The organism is Hymenobacter sp. 5317J-9, from assembly GCF_022921075.1.
In the GTDB taxonomy this organism is placed as follows: Bacteria; Bacteroidota; Bacteroidia; order Cytophagales; family Hymenobacteraceae; genus Hymenobacter.
The window spans coordinates 4632516-4647803 of sequence record NZ_CP095050.1 but is presented as its reverse complement, the minus strand read 5'-3'; the positions used below and the strand labels follow the sequence as shown (position 1 = coordinate 4647803).

General features: G+C 61.4%; 12 protein-coding genes. 7 read left to right on the top strand and 5 right to left on the bottom strand.

The window, feature by feature from the left end:
• Window positions 1-37 precede the first annotated feature (37 nt).
• Window positions 38-2506 carry a TonB-dependent receptor gene (locus tag MUN81_RS19480; protein WP_245113557.1) on the top strand — a complete coding sequence of 823 codons (2469 nt, stop codon included), beginning with the start codon at window positions 38-40 and terminating at the stop codon, window positions 2504-2506.
• Window positions 2507-2516: 10 nt separating this feature from the next.
• On the opposite strand, the gene MUN81_RS19475 is transcribed toward MUN81_RS19480, so the two are convergent.
• Entirely contained in the window at window positions 2517-2960 is a 444-nt protein-coding gene (locus MUN81_RS19475; RefSeq protein ID WP_245113555.1) for a hypothetical protein, read from the bottom strand.
• Window positions 2961-3150: 190 nt separating this feature from the next.
• Between MUN81_RS19475 and MUN81_RS19470 the strand changes: the two genes are divergently transcribed.
• The gene (locus MUN81_RS19470; protein WP_245113553.1) at window positions 3151-4038 is read left to right on the top strand and encodes an ABC transporter ATP-binding protein; all 888 of its coding nucleotides are present in this window, start codon (window positions 3151-3153) and stop codon (window positions 4036-4038) included.
• 45 nt (window positions 4039-4083) lie between these two features.
• Window positions 4084-7728 carry a M1 family aminopeptidase gene (locus tag MUN81_RS19465; RefSeq protein WP_245113551.1) on the top strand — a complete coding sequence of 1215 codons (3645 nt, stop codon included), beginning with the start codon at window positions 4084-4086 and terminating at the stop codon, window positions 7726-7728.
• 81 nt (window positions 7729-7809) lie between these two features.
• Here MUN81_RS19465 and MUN81_RS19460 read toward each other — a convergent pair whose 3' ends face one another.
• The 4 genes from MUN81_RS19460 to MUN81_RS19445 all read right to left on the bottom strand — a co-directional run bounded on the left by MUN81_RS19460 (window position 7810) and on the right by MUN81_RS19445 (window position 10297).
• On the bottom strand, window positions 7810-8298 hold the full coding sequence (locus MUN81_RS19460) for a carboxypeptidase-like regulatory domain-containing protein (protein WP_245113549.1): 489 nt from the start codon (window positions 8296-8298) through the stop codon (window positions 7810-7812).
• A 277-nt stretch (window positions 8299-8575) separates the two neighbouring features.
• Window positions 8576-8992: a carboxypeptidase-like regulatory domain-containing protein gene (locus MUN81_RS19455; protein WP_245113548.1), complete on the bottom strand. Its 417-nt coding sequence runs from the start codon at window positions 8990-8992 to the stop codon at window positions 8576-8578.
• Between the two features lie 247 nt (window positions 8993-9239).
• On the bottom strand, window positions 9240-9620 hold the full coding sequence (locus tag MUN81_RS19450; RefSeq protein WP_245113547.1) for a hypothetical protein: 381 nt from the start codon (window positions 9618-9620) through the stop codon (window positions 9240-9242).
• Window positions 9621-9727: 107 nt separating this feature from the next.
• Window positions 9728-10297, bottom strand: a complete 570-nt coding sequence (locus tag MUN81_RS19445; protein WP_223827501.1) for a sigma-70 family RNA polymerase sigma factor — start codon at window positions 10295-10297, stop codon at window positions 9728-9730.
• Between the two features lie 312 nt (window positions 10298-10609).
• On the opposite strand from MUN81_RS19445, the gene nuoK reads away from it, so the two are divergent.
• The 4 genes from nuoK to MUN81_RS22770 all read left to right on the top strand — a co-directional run bounded on the left by nuoK (window position 10610) and on the right by MUN81_RS22770 (window position 15213).
• Window positions 10610-10954: an NADH-quinone oxidoreductase subunit NuoK gene (gene nuoK / locus MUN81_RS19440; protein ID WP_245113545.1), complete on the top strand. Its 345-nt coding sequence runs from the start codon at window positions 10610-10612 to the stop codon at window positions 10952-10954.
• A gap of 97 nt (window positions 10955-11051) precedes the next feature.
• Complete coding sequence (nuoL, locus tag MUN81_RS19435; RefSeq protein ID WP_245113544.1) at window positions 11052-13046, top strand: NADH-quinone oxidoreductase subunit L; 1995 nt, start codon at window positions 11052-11054, stop codon at window positions 13044-13046.
• Between the two features lie 29 nt (window positions 13047-13075).
• On the top strand, window positions 13076-13420 hold the full coding sequence (locus tag MUN81_RS19430) for a hypothetical protein (RefSeq protein WP_245113542.1): 345 nt from the start codon (window positions 13076-13078) through the stop codon (window positions 13418-13420).
• A 200-nt stretch (window positions 13421-13620) separates the two neighbouring features.
• Window positions 13621-15213, top strand: a complete 1593-nt coding sequence (locus MUN81_RS22770; RefSeq protein ID WP_280638230.1) for an OmpA family protein — start codon at window positions 13621-13623, stop codon at window positions 15211-15213.
• The last annotated feature ends 75 nt before the right edge of the window (window positions 15214-15288 follow it).

Below are 15288 nucleotides of genomic sequence, written 5' to 3'. Positions count from 1 at the left end.
GTCATCCTTGCTGTCGCACACTCCTTCTTTCTCCTTGATGCAACGCTACCTCTTTTTCTGCTTGCTGGCTTGTTCAGCGCTATTCTCCACGGCCGGTGCGCAGGCGCCGGCCGCCCCGGCCGCTGCCACCGGCTCCCTCACCGGCACCGTGCTCGATTCGCTCAAGAAAGAGCCCGTGCCCTACGCCACGGTGGTATTGCTGCCGCCCGCGCCCAACGACAAGCCCATCACCGGCGTGGCCGCCGACGACAATGGCCGCTTCTCGCTGACCAAACTGGCGCCCGGCCCGGCCCGCCTGCGGGTGAGCTACGTGGGCTACGGCACCCAAACCAAGGAGGTAACCATTACCAGCGGCGCCACGGACGTGGGGCCTTTCCGGCTGCCCACGGCGGGCACGGCGCTGGCCGAGGCCGTGGTCATCGGCACGAAGCCGGTGGTAGAAGTGCGGCCCGACCGCATTGTGTACAACGCCGACCAGGACGTGACCAACGCCGGCGGCACCGCGTCCGACGTGCTGCGCAAGGCCCCGCTGCTGGCCGTGGACGGGGACGGCAACGTGAAAATGCGGGGCTCCAGCAATTTCAAGGTGCTCGTCAACAACAAGCCTTCGCCCACGCTGGCCAGCAACCTGGCCGAGGCCCTGAAAGGCATTCCGGCCGAGCAGATTCAGAGCGTGGAAATCATCACGACGCCGCCGGCCAAGTACGACGGCGAAGGCACGGCCGGCATCATCAACATTGTGCTGAAAAAAGGCTCGACGCAAAAGCTGAACGGCCGCGTGAGCGCCTCGGGTGGCAACCGCAACTCCAACCTGAACGCCTCGCTCAACTTCAAGACCAAAAAGCTGGGCTTCACGTCGTCGGGCGGCACGGGCGGCTGGTACGGGCCCAATGAGTCGAGCCGAGTGCGCACCGGCCAGGACGGCTCCCGGCTGACGCAGAGCGGTGCCGGCAACTACGGCGGGCGGTGGTACTACGGCTCGGTGGGCCTCGACTACGACCTGAGCGAAAAGCAGAGCCTGTCGCTGGCTACCTCGCTGAACGGCTATGGCGGGCAGGACTACAACAGCCTGATCTACAACCAGCTGGCGGCCGACCCGGCCAACAACCGCTTATTTACCCGCAGCACCACCAGCCGGTTCAGCGGTTTCAACGGCGAGGTGACGGGCACGTACACCAAAACCTTTGCGCTGCCCCGCAAGGAGTGGAGCGTGCTGGGGCAGTACGCCGACAACAGCGGCACGTTCGGCTACGATTTTGACGAGTTCCGGAATTCCACCGTCGACACCGGCCACGGGCTGGCCGACTACCGCGAGCGCAGCCGCGGCCGCAATCCCGGCAACGAAACCACCCTGCAAACCGACCTGGTGCAGCCCTTTGGCGAAAACCAGACCCTCGAAACCGGCCTGAAAAGCATCTGGCGGCGCACCGGCTCGGTGGCCAGCGTCACCGGCCTCACCCGCGGCCTGACGCCCGACTACGTGCCCCTGACCGGCCGCGACACCGACTTCAGCTACGACCAGAACGTGCAGGCCGCCTATGCCACCTACACCGCCAAGCTGGGCAAGAAGCTGACCCTGAGCGCCGGCAGCCGCCTGGAGCGCACGGCCCTGGCGGCCAGCTTCCGCACCACCGAAACCGACTTTACGCGCAGCTACCTCACATTGCTGCCCAACGGCAACGCCCAGTATGCCCTCAGCGAAAGCAACAGCCTGCGCCTGGCCTACAGCCGCCGCATCACCCGGCCGTACATCGACTACCTCAACCCTTTCCGGGACCGCTCCGACCCGAACAACGTCGTGTATGGCAACCCCAACCTCGACCCCGAGCTCACGGATTCCTACGAGCTGAGCTACAACACCACCGGCAAGGCGGGCTCGCTGAACATTTCGGGTTCGGTGCGCCGCACGGGCAATGCCATCGAGTCGATACGCCTCACGCCCGACCCCAGCCGGCCCACCGTCACGGAGCAGACCTACCGCAACGTGGCCGCCAACGCCTTCTACCAGCTCAATTTCTACGGCTCGGCCAAGCCGGTGGAGGGCTGGGACATCAGCGGCGGCCCCGACGTGCAGTACATTGTGCGCCGCAGCCCGGCCCTGGGCATCGAGCGCAGCGGCTTCACGGCGGGCCTGAATTTCAATACCTCGTACAAGCTGCCCAAAAAGTACACCCTGCAGGGCTTTGTGTACAGCTCGCTGCCCTCGCCGGAGCTGCAGGGGCGCGGCGCGGCCAACCTCTACTACCAGCTGGGCGCCAAGAAAACCTTCCTCAACGACAAGGCCGACCTGGTGCTCAACTTCGGTTCGCCGTTCAATAATTCCTGGACGTACCGCAGCACCACCAACACGCCTACGTTCAGCGAAGTGAGCGAGAACCGGTCATTTCAGCGCTCCTTCCGCTTCAGCTTCAGCTACCGTTTCGGCGCCGAGCAGCAGGGCAAGCAGCGCAAATCCATCTCGAACGACGACGTGAAGGGCGGCGGCAGCAAGCAGGGCGGGCAGTAGCCGCAGGTTGCTATTTGCTGGGGGAAATGCCGGCCAGCTCCTTGCTGCCCTGCGTCACGCTCACCTGCTGCAGGTGCGGGCGGCCCACCAGCGCGCCCATGCCAATGGTGCACTGCACGTAGTACTCGCGGCCGGGCTCCACGGCCAAGCTAACCTCGGAGCGGGCTTCGGTTTTGGCCGAGAGCAGCACCGTGCCGGCGGGGCGGCGGTAGAGGTCGAGGCGGCTGCCGTTGCGGGCGCGGTACACAACCGAGTCGTTCAGGCGCACGTCGTAGCCGATGGCAAAGCCCGCCATGCGGCCCGGGCGGTAGAAGTGCACCACGGCATAGGGCGTGCCGGCCGGCAGCGCCGCCGAAAGCTGGTCGGCAGTGAGGGCCGCGCCCGCCTTGGGGCTGCAACCAAAACAGGCGCCGGCCGCGGCCCCGGCGAGCAATAGGGAAAGGAAACGGGACATGTAGAGCAGCAGGGGTGAAAGTGCGGGCATAAATGTAATGGCCGTGAGGCCGCCTGGCCCGCGCAAGCCTCGGGCAACCCCGACGGCAAAAGGGGCATCTGTTAGAAATAAGTAATGTAATGAAGAGGCGTATGCGCCGATTCTCTGACAAACAGTACCTTGCACCGTCTCTCACTTTCTGCAAAAAAGCATGGCCCTCACCATTACCAACCTCTCGAAAACGTACGCCAACGGGGTGCAAGCCCTCAAAAATGTTAGCCTGGATATTCCCACGGGCATGTTTGGCCTGCTGGGCCCCAACGGCGCCGGCAAAAGCAGCCTGATGCGCACCATTGCCACGCTGCAGGACGCCGACACCGGCTCCATCATGCTCGACGACCTGGACGTGCTGCGCGACAAAGACGGCGTGCGGCGCATTCTGGGCTACTTGCCGCAGGAGTTTGGCGTGTACCCGCGCGTGTCGGCCGAGGAGCTGCTCGACCATTTGGCCGTGCTCAAAGGCATCGGCAACGCCCGCGAGCGCAAGGAAATAGTGGAAGCCCTGCTGCAGCAAACCAACCTCTGGAACGCCCGCAAGAAAAACCTGGGCGGCTATTCCGGCGGCATGAAACAGCGCTTCGGCATTGCGCAGGCCCTGCTCGGCAACCCGCGCCTCATCATCGTGGATGAGCCTACCGCCGGCCTCGACCCCGCCGAGCGCAACCGCTTCCACAACCTGCTGAGCGAGATTGGCGAGCACATCATCATCATCCTGAGCACGCACATCGTGAGCGACGTCACGGACCTGTGCCGCAGCATGGCCATCATCAGCCAGGGCCAGGTGCGCCTCACCGGCGACCCCCTCACGGTGGTGGAGCAGCTGCGCGGCCAGGTGTGGCGCAAAGTGGTGGAGAAGGACGAAGTGGCCGCCACCCAGGCCGAGCACCACGTCATCAGCACGCGCCTGTTCGCAGGCAAAACCATCGTGCACGTGCTGAGCGACAGCCGCCCGGATGGGTCGTTTGAGGAAGTGAACCCGGATTTGGAGGACGTGTACTTCTCGCAAATCAGCAAGCGGCCGGCGGCCGTGGCGGTTTAGCCCGTCCTGCTTTTTTCATCCGTCCGCCTTCCCGCTTCTGCAATCATGTTCCTCCCCATCTTTCTGTTTGAAATCAAATACCGCCTGCGCCGGCCGGCCACGTGGATATATTTTGGCCTGCTGCTCGTCATGGGCGCGCTACTGACTTCGGCCGCCGGCGGCATTTTTGGTTCGGGCGCCAACGTGAGCATTGGCGGCGACGGCGGCCAGGTCAAGGTCAACTCGCCGTATTCGGTGGCCGGGGCCGTTGCGTCGCTCAGCTATTTCGGGCTGCTCATCACCTCGGCCATCATGGGCAACCCGGTGTACCGGGATTTTGAGCATCGCACATTTTCCCTGTTTTTCACCAAGCCCATCAGCAAGGTTGGGTACCTGGGCGGGCGCTTCTGGGGCTCGTTTGTGGTGTGTGCGCTGGTGTTCAGCGGCATTGGCATTGGCTCGTGGCTGGGCAGCGTGCTGCCGGGCGTCGAGGCCGACAAGTTCGGCCCCAGCCACCTGAGCTACTATGTGTGGCCCTACGTGGTGTTTGTGCTGCCCAACATGCTGCTCACGGGCGCCATCTTTTTCACCCTGGCCACGCTCACGCGCAACATTCTGAGCACCTACATCGGCTCGGTGCTGCTGCTGGTTGCCTACCTCATTGCGCAGTCGTTTATCCGTGATTTGGACAACATCAACCTCGCCGCCATGCTCGATGCTTTTGGGTCGAGTGCCTCTTACTACACCACTCGCTACTGGACGGCCGCCGAGAAGAATACCCAGCTCACGCCCTTCAGCCACTACCTGCTGCTGAACCGGGCCATCTGGCTGACGGTGGGGGCGGGGCTGCTGGCGTTTTGCTACGCCCGCTTCCACTTTTCGGCCTTCGCCTCCGACAAAGCGCCTTCTAAAAAGGCCCGGCTGGCAGGGGCCCTTGCCGACGGCCTGGCCGCGCCCATGGGCGGGCGGCTGGTGCTGCCGCGCGTCACGCAGCTGTTCAGCAGCAGCATGAACCTGCGCCAGTATTGGAGCCTTACCAAGCTGGAGTTTAGGGGCATTGTGCGCAGCGTGTACTTCGTGGCCATCGTGACGGCGGGCGTCATCTTCCTGTTTGTGAGCGGCTGGCAGGTAGGTAAGATATTCGATACCAGTACTTACCCCGTCACCAACGAGATGGTGGAGCTGCTCAGCGGCACGTTTGCGCTGTTCATCCTCATCATCATCACCTACTACTCGGGCGAGCTGGTGTGGCGCGAGCGCGACGCCGGCGTGGCCCAGATTACCGACGCCCTGCCCGTGCCCAACTGGGTGCCGTTTTTGAGCAAGCTCACGGCGCTGGGGCTGGTGCAGGTGGTGCTGCTGGCCGTGGTGATGGCCTGCGGCATGCTGCTCCAAACGGTGAAGGGCTATTTCAACTACGAGCCCGGCCTGTACATCCAGACGCTGTTCGGCTTCCGGCTGGTCGACTACCTGCTGCTGTGCGTGCTGGCCATGCTGGTGCAGGTGCTGGTCAACAACAAGTACCTGGGCCACTTCGTGATGGTGTTGTACTACCTGTTTAGCATTTTCCAGGGCCAGTTGGGCATCAACCACAAGCTGCTCGACTACGCGGGCAACCCCTACACGCCCTACTCCGACATGAACGGCTACGGCCATTTCGTGAGCGGTTTCACTTGGTTTAAAGTGTATTGGGCGGCGGGCGCGCTGCTGCTGGCTCTGCTGGCCAACGTTTTCTGGGTGCGTGGCACCGAAGTCGCCGCCGTGCGCCGCCGTGCCGAGGCCAGCCGCCGCTGGGGCCGCCCCGCCTGGACGGCCCTGGCCCTGGGCCTGCTTGTGATGCTGAGCGCCGGCAGCTTCATCTTCTACAACACCAACATCGAAAACACCTACCGCACGCCCAAAGAGGCCGAGAAGCTGCAGGCTGGCTACGAAAAAACTTACCGCCGCTACAAGGACCTGGCCCAGCCCCGCCTGGTGGCCGTGAACCTCAAAACCGACCTCTACCCGGCCACCCGCACGGTGCACATAGAAGGCAGCTTCTGGCTGAAAAACCGCCACGCCCGGGCCCTAGATACGGTCATCATCAACGTGCCGCAACAGGCACGGGTGCGCCAGCTGGCGCTGGGCCGCCCCGCCACTTTGGCCCTCAACGACACCGTGGTGGGCTTGCGCTTCTACCGCCTGGCCCAGCCTCTGGAGCCCGGCGACTCGGTGGAAATGACGACCGTGCTCGATTTTGGCGAGAAAGGATTTCCCAACTCGGGTTCCAATACCGACATCGTGCAGAACGGCATTTTCATGAATAGCCAGCGCTACCTGCCCGGCATCGGCTACCAGGAAGAGGGCGAATTGGGCGAAGACGATGTGCGCAAGCGCCACGTCCTCAAGCCCAAAGACCGTCAGGCTCCCGCTACCGACCTGAAGGCCCGCCAAAGCAACGGCCTCTCGTCGGACGCCGACTGGATTCGCTTCGAAACCGTGCTCAGCACCAGCGCCGACCAACTGGCCGTGGCGCCCGGCCGCCTGCTCAAAGACTGGACGCAGGGCAACCGCCGCTACTTCCATTACAAGATGGAGCAGCCGATGCTCAACTTCTATACCTTCCTCTCAGCCAGGTACAAGGTGTACAAGGACCAGTGGACGGACTCGGCCGGCCAGCGCGTGGTGCCCATCGAAATCTATTACCAGCCCGGCCACGAGTACAACCTCAAGCGCATGGCCCAAGCCGTGAAGGAGTCGTTTGCCTACTACTCCAAGAACTTCGGGCCCTACCAGCACACGCAGGTGCGCATTCTGGAATTTCCGAAGTACCAGCAGTTTGCCCAGAGCTTTGCGGGCACCATTCCGTTTTCGGAAGGCATCGGCTTCATTGCCAAAGTCGACCCCAACGACCCCGAGGACGTGGACTACCCGTTCTACGTGACGGCCCACGAGATTGCGCACCAGTGGTGGGGCCACCAGGTGGTGGGCGGCAACGTGCAGGGCGAAACCATGCTCATCGAAACCATGGCCCAGTACTCGGCCCTGATGGTGATGAAGCACCACTACGGCCCCTACACCATGGGCAAGTTCCTGAGCTACGAGCTGAACAGCTACCTCAACGGCCGCGCTTTCGAGCGCAAGAAGGAAGTGCCGCTGGCCAAGGTCGAAAACCAGGGCTACATCCACTACCGCAAGGGTTCGGTGGTGATGTATGCGCTGCAGGACTACCTCGGCGAAGCCAACGTGAACACGGCCCTGCGTCGCTTCCTCGACCAGCACAAGTACGAAACGGCGCCCTACACCACCGCCCCTGCGCTGGTGGCCGAGTTCCGCAAAGTGGCCCCCGACTCGCTCCAGAACATGGTCACGGACCTATTCGACCGCATCACGCTCTACGAAAACCGCCTCACCGATGCTTCCGTGAAGAAGCTGGCCGACGGCAAATTTCGGGTGAGCATGACCGTGGAAAGCAAGAAGCTGGTGGCCGACAGCCTCGGTGCCGAGCGCCCCGGCCCCGAAAACGACTACCTGCCGGTGGCCATTTTCCCGGCTCAGGGCAACAATAAACAGCCCGTACCGCCATTGCTGCTCACCAAGCGCCGCTTCCACGCTGGCACCAACAAGCTGGAGTTTGTGGTGGCACGGGAGCCCGCCAAAGTGGCCGTCGACCCTTACCACGAGTTTGTCGACCGCGTGGTGCAGGACAACACCAAGGACGTGGGGCTGTAGACATAGTCCCGTTTGAAACGACAAAAAAGCCCCGGCCGCATCAGGCCGGGGCTTTTTGCTTTCCGTGAAAGCGCTGCCGAACTACTTTGCGCGCACCTGCCTCAGGTCGCGGTTAATTTGCTTGCGGGCGGTTTTGAGGTATTTTTTGAGCTGCTGCTTGCGCGACACCACAATTACCTTGGCATTGGCCAGGTTTACTGTCGATTCTTCAGCCGAGGCGTTGAGGGTCATTTTTTCGTCGGCGTAGCCGGCGTAGGTCACCACGGCCTGTAGCGCGCCCGCGTTGGCGGGCACCGTGAACTCAAATTCGCCGTCGGCGTTGGTGACGGCCATCTGTTTGGTGGCGGTCAGGATGACTACGGCGCCGGGCAACGGGCCGGCCGGGTTCGTGATTTTGCCGACCAGCACCATCTTCTCCGTGGTGGCCGCGCCGGTGGTGGGGTCGTTGTTGTCGGTGTTGGCCGTCGCCAGTTCCGCATTGCTGGCATAAGCCTGGGCCTGCGCCGGGGCACAAACAAAGCCAAGGGCAAGGTTCAGAAAAGAGGCGAGCAGGAGAATAAAGGTGCGCATGGGAGTTTAAAAAGAGGGCAGCGGGTGGTTGCCGGTGTTGAACGATACAAATGTAGACTTGCACCAAGACGGGTAAGCCGGAGCTTCGTCCAACGGTGGGAAATCCACGGTGAGCGTCGTAATTCCCCGAATAGATGAAATGTGCCAGCAAAAAAGCCAGGCCAAACAATGAAAAACCCCATCCTGTTTGGATGGGGTTCCCATTTTGAGATAGTAGATGCAGAAGGAAGGTGAAAACGAAAAGTGCGTGGTAGGCGCAGCCCGTGAGCCAGTAGGTTTAGTGCTTGACCGGGGCCTTCACATGCATCAGGTATAGCGAACCCATCGCTTGCACCGGAGCCAGCGTCACCACTTCCTCCTGCAAGCCGCCGTAGCCGCAGGCCAGCTTCACCACTTTAGCATCGCTGGGCACGCGCAACTCAAACTCCCCTTCGGCATTGGTAACGGCGATGGTTTTGCTGCCCTGCAGCCACACCGTGGCGCCCGGCAGCACGCCCTGCTCTCCCTGAATAACACCGTGAATGAGTTTGTAGGTGGGCTTTGCCGCGGGTTTTTCATCCACAGGGTCGGTGGCCACCTCCACAGGCTTGTCTACGAGCGTGTAGGCCAGTTGCGCATTACCCGGGGTGGCCTGCATCAGGCTAATTAACAAAAAGGCAGCAGAAGCGAGGCGAGAATAGAAGTTGCGTTGCATTAATACAAGTATTAATTGTGTAATACAAATGTACTACTAATTCAGCCAATCTTGCAAATGATTTTCACCATAATCCTCAAATATTTCTCCGGTAAAGTCAAATATTGGATTTTAAATAGTGCATTGGCTCACAGGTGTGCCAATGCGCAGTAATAATGAGGCAGGTGGTAAGCGCCAAAAAAAACGCAGCCTCCTGGTGGGGGCTGCGCTAAATGCTATTGGGGCACAAAATGAGCAAGTATTGCCGTTAGGCAGGCTGCCGTGCCGTCGTGTCGGCGGTAGCGGTTTCGGGGCGGCCCATCCAGCCCATGGCGCAGCGGGCGCGCATCTCCTGACGAAATTTTTCGCGGGCATCGGGACTGAGGTGTTCCATGCGGCCGGCCATGCGCTGCTTCCAGGCGCGGCGCTTGGCGGCCCAGCCGCCGGGTCGTCCGCCCCGGAACCCGAACAGAATACGACTCAGCACCAACAGCCCCAGAGTCTGGGCCAGGGAGATGACCGGCAGGTGGAACAGCGACGGCATCAGCCAGTTCCAGAGGGCTTGCGTGGCCAGCGTGACGGCAACCACAAACAGCGCCGCGAAGAAAAAGAAACGAAGGCCGCGGAGCAGCCAGAATTTACGGTCCATGGGAAGTGATGGGTTAATTATAAGATGTGCTGACGTGCTGTTATCGGTAAAGCAAAGGGCAATGATGGAGGTGAGGAAGCACATCGGCACATCGCCAAATCAGCCAATTAATCGGTGAACAATTCGGTGTACAACGTCTGCAGCCGCTTGCGCAGGTGCAGCACGGCGTAGTGCTTGCGCGAAATCAGGGTTTTGAGCGGCACGCCGGTTTCCTCTTCCATTTCACGGAAGGTTTTGTCTTCCAGCTCGTGCCACACAAACACCTCGCGCTGGGCGGCCGGCAATTCGGCCAGGGCGTCGCTGAGGGCGTCCATGAGCGTTTCGCGCAGCAGGCGGTTTTCGGGCGAGTCGTCGGCGGCCGGCAGCAGGTCGGCCAGCAGCAGGCCTTCGCCGTCCTCGTTGGCCTCGGCCGCGCCGAAGGCCTCTTCGAGGCTCACCGGCCGCTTGCGGCGGTACAGGTCGGTGATGCGGTTGCGGGCTACCCGGAAGAGCCAAGCCGCCGCCTGCTCCACGGGCTTCAGCAGCCGGTAGCTTTCCACGAGCTCGGCGAAGACGTCCTGCAGGAGGTCTTCGGCCTCGGCTTCGTCGGGGATGCGGCGGCGGATGAACTGCAGGAGCCGCGGGCGCTGCTGGCGCACGGCGTCAGCAATCTGGCGGTCTTGCTGAGCAGCCGTCATCGGAGCAAGGGAGGAGGGGAGCGAAAGTGCCATGGTTTTCATTCTGAACAAGCAGACGCCGGCCCTCCGAAATTACTTTAAGTTTTTTTGTCACTCGGTCCCGTCTGTCATCCTGAGCGCAGCGAAGGACCTTATCACGGCTGGTCGACATACAGTAGTTGTTCTTCGGTGAGAAGGTCCTTCGCTGCGCTCAGGATGACAGACGTGGGCTCAAGTGAAATCCGCCCGCAAAATCACCCCCTGATTTTTCGTTTTTCAGGGTACCTTTGCCGGCCGGCCGGCTGCACCGCCTTTTCGCCGCTACTTGAGAGTATGGACCCAACCGTTTCCCAGACCATCCCCGAAGTCATTCGGACCGTTCCGCTGCAGTACTACGTGTTTTTCGCCTCGGCCTTGTTTGCCATCGGCGTCACGGGGGTGCTGGTGCGGCGCAACGCCATCATCATCTTCATGTGCGTCGAGCTGATGCTCAACGCCGTGAACATCCTGCTGGCGGCTTTCTCTGCCTACCGCGCCGACCCCAACGGACAGATTTTCGTGTTCTTCATCATGGCTGTGGCCGCCGCCGAAGTCTCGGTGGGCCTGGGCATCATCGTCATGATTTACCGTAACTTCCAGACCACCGACGTCAACCTGCTGAGTAGGTTAAAATGGTAAATGAGTAAGTGAGCAAATGAGTAAGGTGGCCGCAGGCTACTGCTCATTATTGATGCTGCTTGGAAATTTACTCAATTACTCAGTTACCCATTTACCGATGCAAGAAACCGTTCTCCCCGGCGCCAGCGCCCCGTATTCTACGTTTCTCTACGTTCTCATTCCGCTGCTGCCCTTCGTGGGATTCCTCATTAATGGCTTGCTGAACCGGAAGCTGTCCGGCACCGTGGCCGGGCTCATAGGCAGCGCTTCCGTGCTGGGCTCGTTCCTGATTTCGGTGATGCTGTTTTGGGAGTTTGTACACCCGGCCAGCAACTGGGCCATTCCTGGCACTGGTACGCACGTGGCTTACACCGTCCAGCTGTTCGACTGGATTTCGGTGGGCTCGCTGCAGATTCCCTTCCAGTACCAGATTGACCAGCTCAGCCTGATTATGCTGCTGCTGGTGACGGGCGTAGGCTTCCTCATTCACGTCTACAGCATCGGCTACATGCACCACGACGAGAACGTGGGCAAGTTCTTCAGCTTCCTGAACCTGTTCATATTCAGCATGTTGCTGCTGGTGATGGGTGCCAACTTTGTCATCCTCTTCATCGGCTGGGAAGGCGTGGGCTTGTGCTCCTACCTGCTCATCGGTTTCTGGAACAAGAACACCAGCTACAACAACGCCGCCAAGAAAGCCTTCATCATCAACCGCATCGGTGACCTGGGTTTCCTGCTCGGCATCTTCCTGATTTACCTCACCTTCAATTCGGTGCAGTATGCCGAGGTCTTCCAGAAGGCCTCGTTGGGCCAGTTCGGCACCTATGGTGTGGGCGTGTGCACGGCCATCACGCTGCTGCTGTTTGTGGGCGCCATGGGCAAGTCGGCCCAGCTGCCGCTCTACACCTGGCTGCCCGACGCCATGGCCGGCCCCACGCCGGTTTCGGCCCTCATCCACGCCGCCACCATGGTGACGGCTGGTATTTACATGGTGCTGCGCGCCAACGTGCTGTTTACGCTCTCGCCCGACACGCTGCAGGTGGTGGCCATTGTGGGCGCGGCCACGGCCCTGTTTGCCGCCACCATCGGCTTGGCCCAGAACGACATCAAGAAGGTATTGGCCTACTCCACCGTTTCGCAGCTGGGCTATATGTTCCTGGCCCTTGGCGTGATGGGCTATTCCACGGCCCTGTTTCACGTCCTCACCCACGCCTTCTTCAAGGCCCTGATGTTCCTTGGCGCGGGCTCCGTGATTCATGCCATGAGCAACGAGCAGGACCTGCGCCGCATGGGCGGCCTGCGCAAGGCGCTGCCCATCACCTTCCTTACGTTCCTCATCGGCTGCCTGGCCATTTCGGGCATTCCGCCGTTCTCGGGCTTCTTCTCCAAAGATGAAATCCTGGCGCACGCTTTCGAACACAACAAAGTGCTGTGGGCCATGGGCTTGCTCACGGCTTTCCTGACGGCGTTCTACATGTTCCGTCTGCTGTTCTTGGCCTTCTTCGGCGAGTTCCGCGGCACCGAGGAACAGAAGCATCACCTGCACGAGTCGCCGGCTTCGATGACGTTCCCGCTCATCATTCTGGCGGTGCTGGCGGCCGTGGGCGGCTTTATGGGCGCACCCATGTTCACGGGCGGCCACCACTACCTGGCCGAGTACCTGGCGCCCATTTTCACCTACTCGCAGCGCCTCATGCCGGAAGCCTTCACGGCTGAGCCTGACCACAACACCGAGCTGATGCTCATTGGGTTGTCGGTAGCGGCTGGTGTGCTGGGCATCGTCCTGGCCTATGTAATGTACGTGGCCCGAGGCACGCGCCCCGCTGAGGACGAGTCTCACCGTTCGGCGCCGGAAAGCCTCGTCTACCACAAATACTACATCGACGAGCTGTACAACGCCCTGTTTACGCGGCCGGTGATGTGGCTGTCGACGGGCCTCTATAAGTTCGTGGAAAACGGCATCATCGACCCCGTGGTGGGCTTCTTTGGCCGCGCCGTGAATGGGGGCGGAGCCCTGCTGCGCTACGTGCAAACCGGCGCCGTAGAAACCTACCTCATCCTCATGGTTATCGGCATTGTGCTGATTCTGGGCCTGAACTTCGGCCGCTTCTAGGCCTGCGTACTCTTCAACATTTCTGTGCCATGAAAACGTTGGTTGGTCGGCTGTTGGCGGTTTTGCTGATTGGGCTGTTGGGCGCCTGCGGGCCAAAAACGCCTGAGAAAGAGGTGGACATGCGCGATAATTTTGTGGGTGAGTGGAAAAGCGCGGACACCAACGCCCAGACCCACACCCGCATCAAGCGCACCGGCGACACTTTCTACATTCACGAAGGCATCAACGACTTGGTGGGTACCTACGACCCCAACGTCGAGAGCATTATGATTGACAACGGGGTGAAAAAAGTGCCCGTGAAGTACCTGCCCGAAACCGACCAGCTGCTGATAACCGGCGGCCAGCGGGAAGCGAAATTTTCGCGGGTGAAGTAGCTCACGGCGGTGGCCAGTGCCGCGATTAGTCAGGCAGTGTAGGTGCCGATGACTTTGAGTGCCAATGCCCTGCGTTGGAACAGGGAAAGGTTGGAAAATTGAAGAAACAACTTTTTTAGGAAGGAAGGGTATAGCAGAGCGTCCACACAGGCCGAAAGGCTCGATGTGGATTTACTCATCTATTCCCACACCTAAAAATTATGTTCTCAACAACTAACCTCTTGCGTGGGTTGGCAGTGGGTGGCGCCTTGCTCGGCATGGCGGCTCCTCATGCCCAGGCCCAGACGCCAGACAGAAAAACGGCCATCAGCGCCAACGTGGGGCTATTGCAATACCGCGGCAACATGGGCACCGACTTCTGGGACCGTTCCGAACCCGACCTCGAAGTAGGCGGTGGCGGCGCGATTACCCGCTACCTCTCGCCCTCGTGGGATGTGGCTGTGCTGGGCTACTACGAAACCTACAAATTCAGCAGCGAAGTACGCGCCGGCGACAACTTCGAGGCTCGCATTGGTATGGTGGATTTGGGCTTCAAGCTCAAGATGAACAACGGCAAAATCCTTAAAGAAGAGGCCCGCATTCAGCCCTACCTGATGGGCGGCGGTGGCTTCTTCTTGTCGAACAGCAAGGGCCGCGCCAACGGGCAGGACTTCTTCAACCAGATTCGGCGCCCCGAGGTGTTTGGTCTGGCCGGCATTCGGGTGCGGCTCAGCGACGTGGTGTCGCTGGACCTGACCACGAGCCAGCATTACCCCTTCACCGAGCGCGTGGATAACCTCTACGGCAGCCCCGACGACAAGCTCTACGACCGGTTCCTGCTGCACCAGGCGGGCATCACCGTAGCCCTGGGCCAGGCCAAGGATGCCGACGGCGACGGCGTATCGGACAAGAAAGATAAGTGCCCCGGCACGCCCGCCGGTGTGGCCGTGGACCCCAACGGCTGCCCGCTGGATAAGGATGGCGACGGCGTGCCCGACTACCAAGACAAGTGCCCCGACGTGAAAGGCCTGGCCGCCCTGCAGGGCTGCCCCGACCGCGACGGTGACGGCGTGACCGACGCCGACGACGCCTGCCCCGACACCCCCGGCAAGGCGGAGCTGAAAGGCTGCCCCGACGCCGACAACGACGGCGTGATTGACCAGAACGACAAGTGCCCCGGCACCCCCGCCGGTGTGCAGGTAGACGCCAACGGCTGCCCGCTTGACCGCGACGGCGACGGCGTGCCCGACTACCAGGACCGTTGCCCCAACCGCCCCGGCCCGGCCTCGAACAAAGGCTGCCCCGAGATTAAGGCCGAAGCCCGCAAGGTGCTGAACGAAGCCACCCGCTACATCAATTTCGAGTTCAACAAGGCGCGCTTGCTGCCGAGTTCGTATCCGAAGCTGCAGGAGTTGGTGCGCATCATGAACGAGTACCCCGACTACAGCCTGAGCATTGCCGGCCACACCGACAACGTGGGTGCCGACGACTACAACCTGCGACTGTCGTACGACCGGGCCGCCGCTGCCCGCACCTACATGCTGAGCCAGGGCCTGGCGCCCGAGCGTATTGAGTCGCGCGGCTACGGCGAAACCAAGCCCATTGCCACCAACGCCACCAAGGCCGGCCAGGCCCTGAACCGTCGCGTGGACTTCGACCCCTTCCTGCCCGGCGACCCCAACCCGGCCGAAACCAAGTACGGCCCCGCGCCCACTATTTCGGAGCTGCAGAAAACGCCCACCGGCCGGCCCTCGGCCGGGAAGGCACCCGTGAAGAAGGCGCCCGCCAAAAAGGCGCCGGCCAAGCGCAAGTAAGGCGCAAGGCTGACCAAAGAAAAGGCCCGCTCGTAATTGAGCGGGCCTTTTTTTGTGCTTAGTGCTGAGCGGTTT

Coding starts and splice junctions, on each gene's coding strand:
- MUN81_RS19480 (WP_245113557.1), top strand. CDS start 38: ATGCAACGCTACCTCTTTTTCTGCTTGCTGGCTTGTTCAGCGCTATTC.
- MUN81_RS19475 (WP_245113555.1), bottom strand. CDS start 2,960: ATGTCCCGTTTCCTTTCCCTATTGCTCGCCGGGGCCGCGGCCGGCGCC.
- MUN81_RS19470 (WP_245113553.1), top strand. CDS start 3,151: ATGGCCCTCACCATTACCAACCTCTCGAAAACGTACGCCAACGGGGTG.
- MUN81_RS19465 (WP_245113551.1), top strand. CDS start 4,084: ATGTTCCTCCCCATCTTTCTGTTTGAAATCAAATACCGCCTGCGCCGG.
- MUN81_RS19460 (WP_245113549.1), bottom strand. CDS start 8,298: ATGCGCACCTTTATTCTCCTGCTCGCCTCTTTTCTGAACCTTGCCCTT.
- MUN81_RS19455 (WP_245113548.1), bottom strand. CDS start 8,992: ATGCAACGCAACTTCTATTCTCGCCTCGCTTCTGCTGCCTTTTTGTTA.
- MUN81_RS19450 (WP_245113547.1), bottom strand. CDS start 9,620: ATGGACCGTAAATTCTGGCTGCTCCGCGGCCTTCGTTTCTTTTTCTTC.
- MUN81_RS19445 (WP_223827501.1), bottom strand. CDS start 10,297: ATGACGGCTGCTCAGCAAGACCGCCAGATTGCTGACGCCGTGCGCCAG.
- nuoK (WP_245113545.1), top strand. CDS start 10,610: ATGGACCCAACCGTTTCCCAGACCATCCCCGAAGTCATTCGGACCGTT.
- nuoL (WP_245113544.1), top strand. CDS start 11,052: ATGCAAGAAACCGTTCTCCCCGGCGCCAGCGCCCCGTATTCTACGTTT.
- MUN81_RS19430 (WP_245113542.1), top strand. CDS start 13,076: ATGAAAACGTTGGTTGGTCGGCTGTTGGCGGTTTTGCTGATTGGGCTG.
- MUN81_RS22770 (WP_280638230.1), top strand. CDS start 13,621: ATGTTCTCAACAACTAACCTCTTGCGTGGGTTGGCAGTGGGTGGCGCC.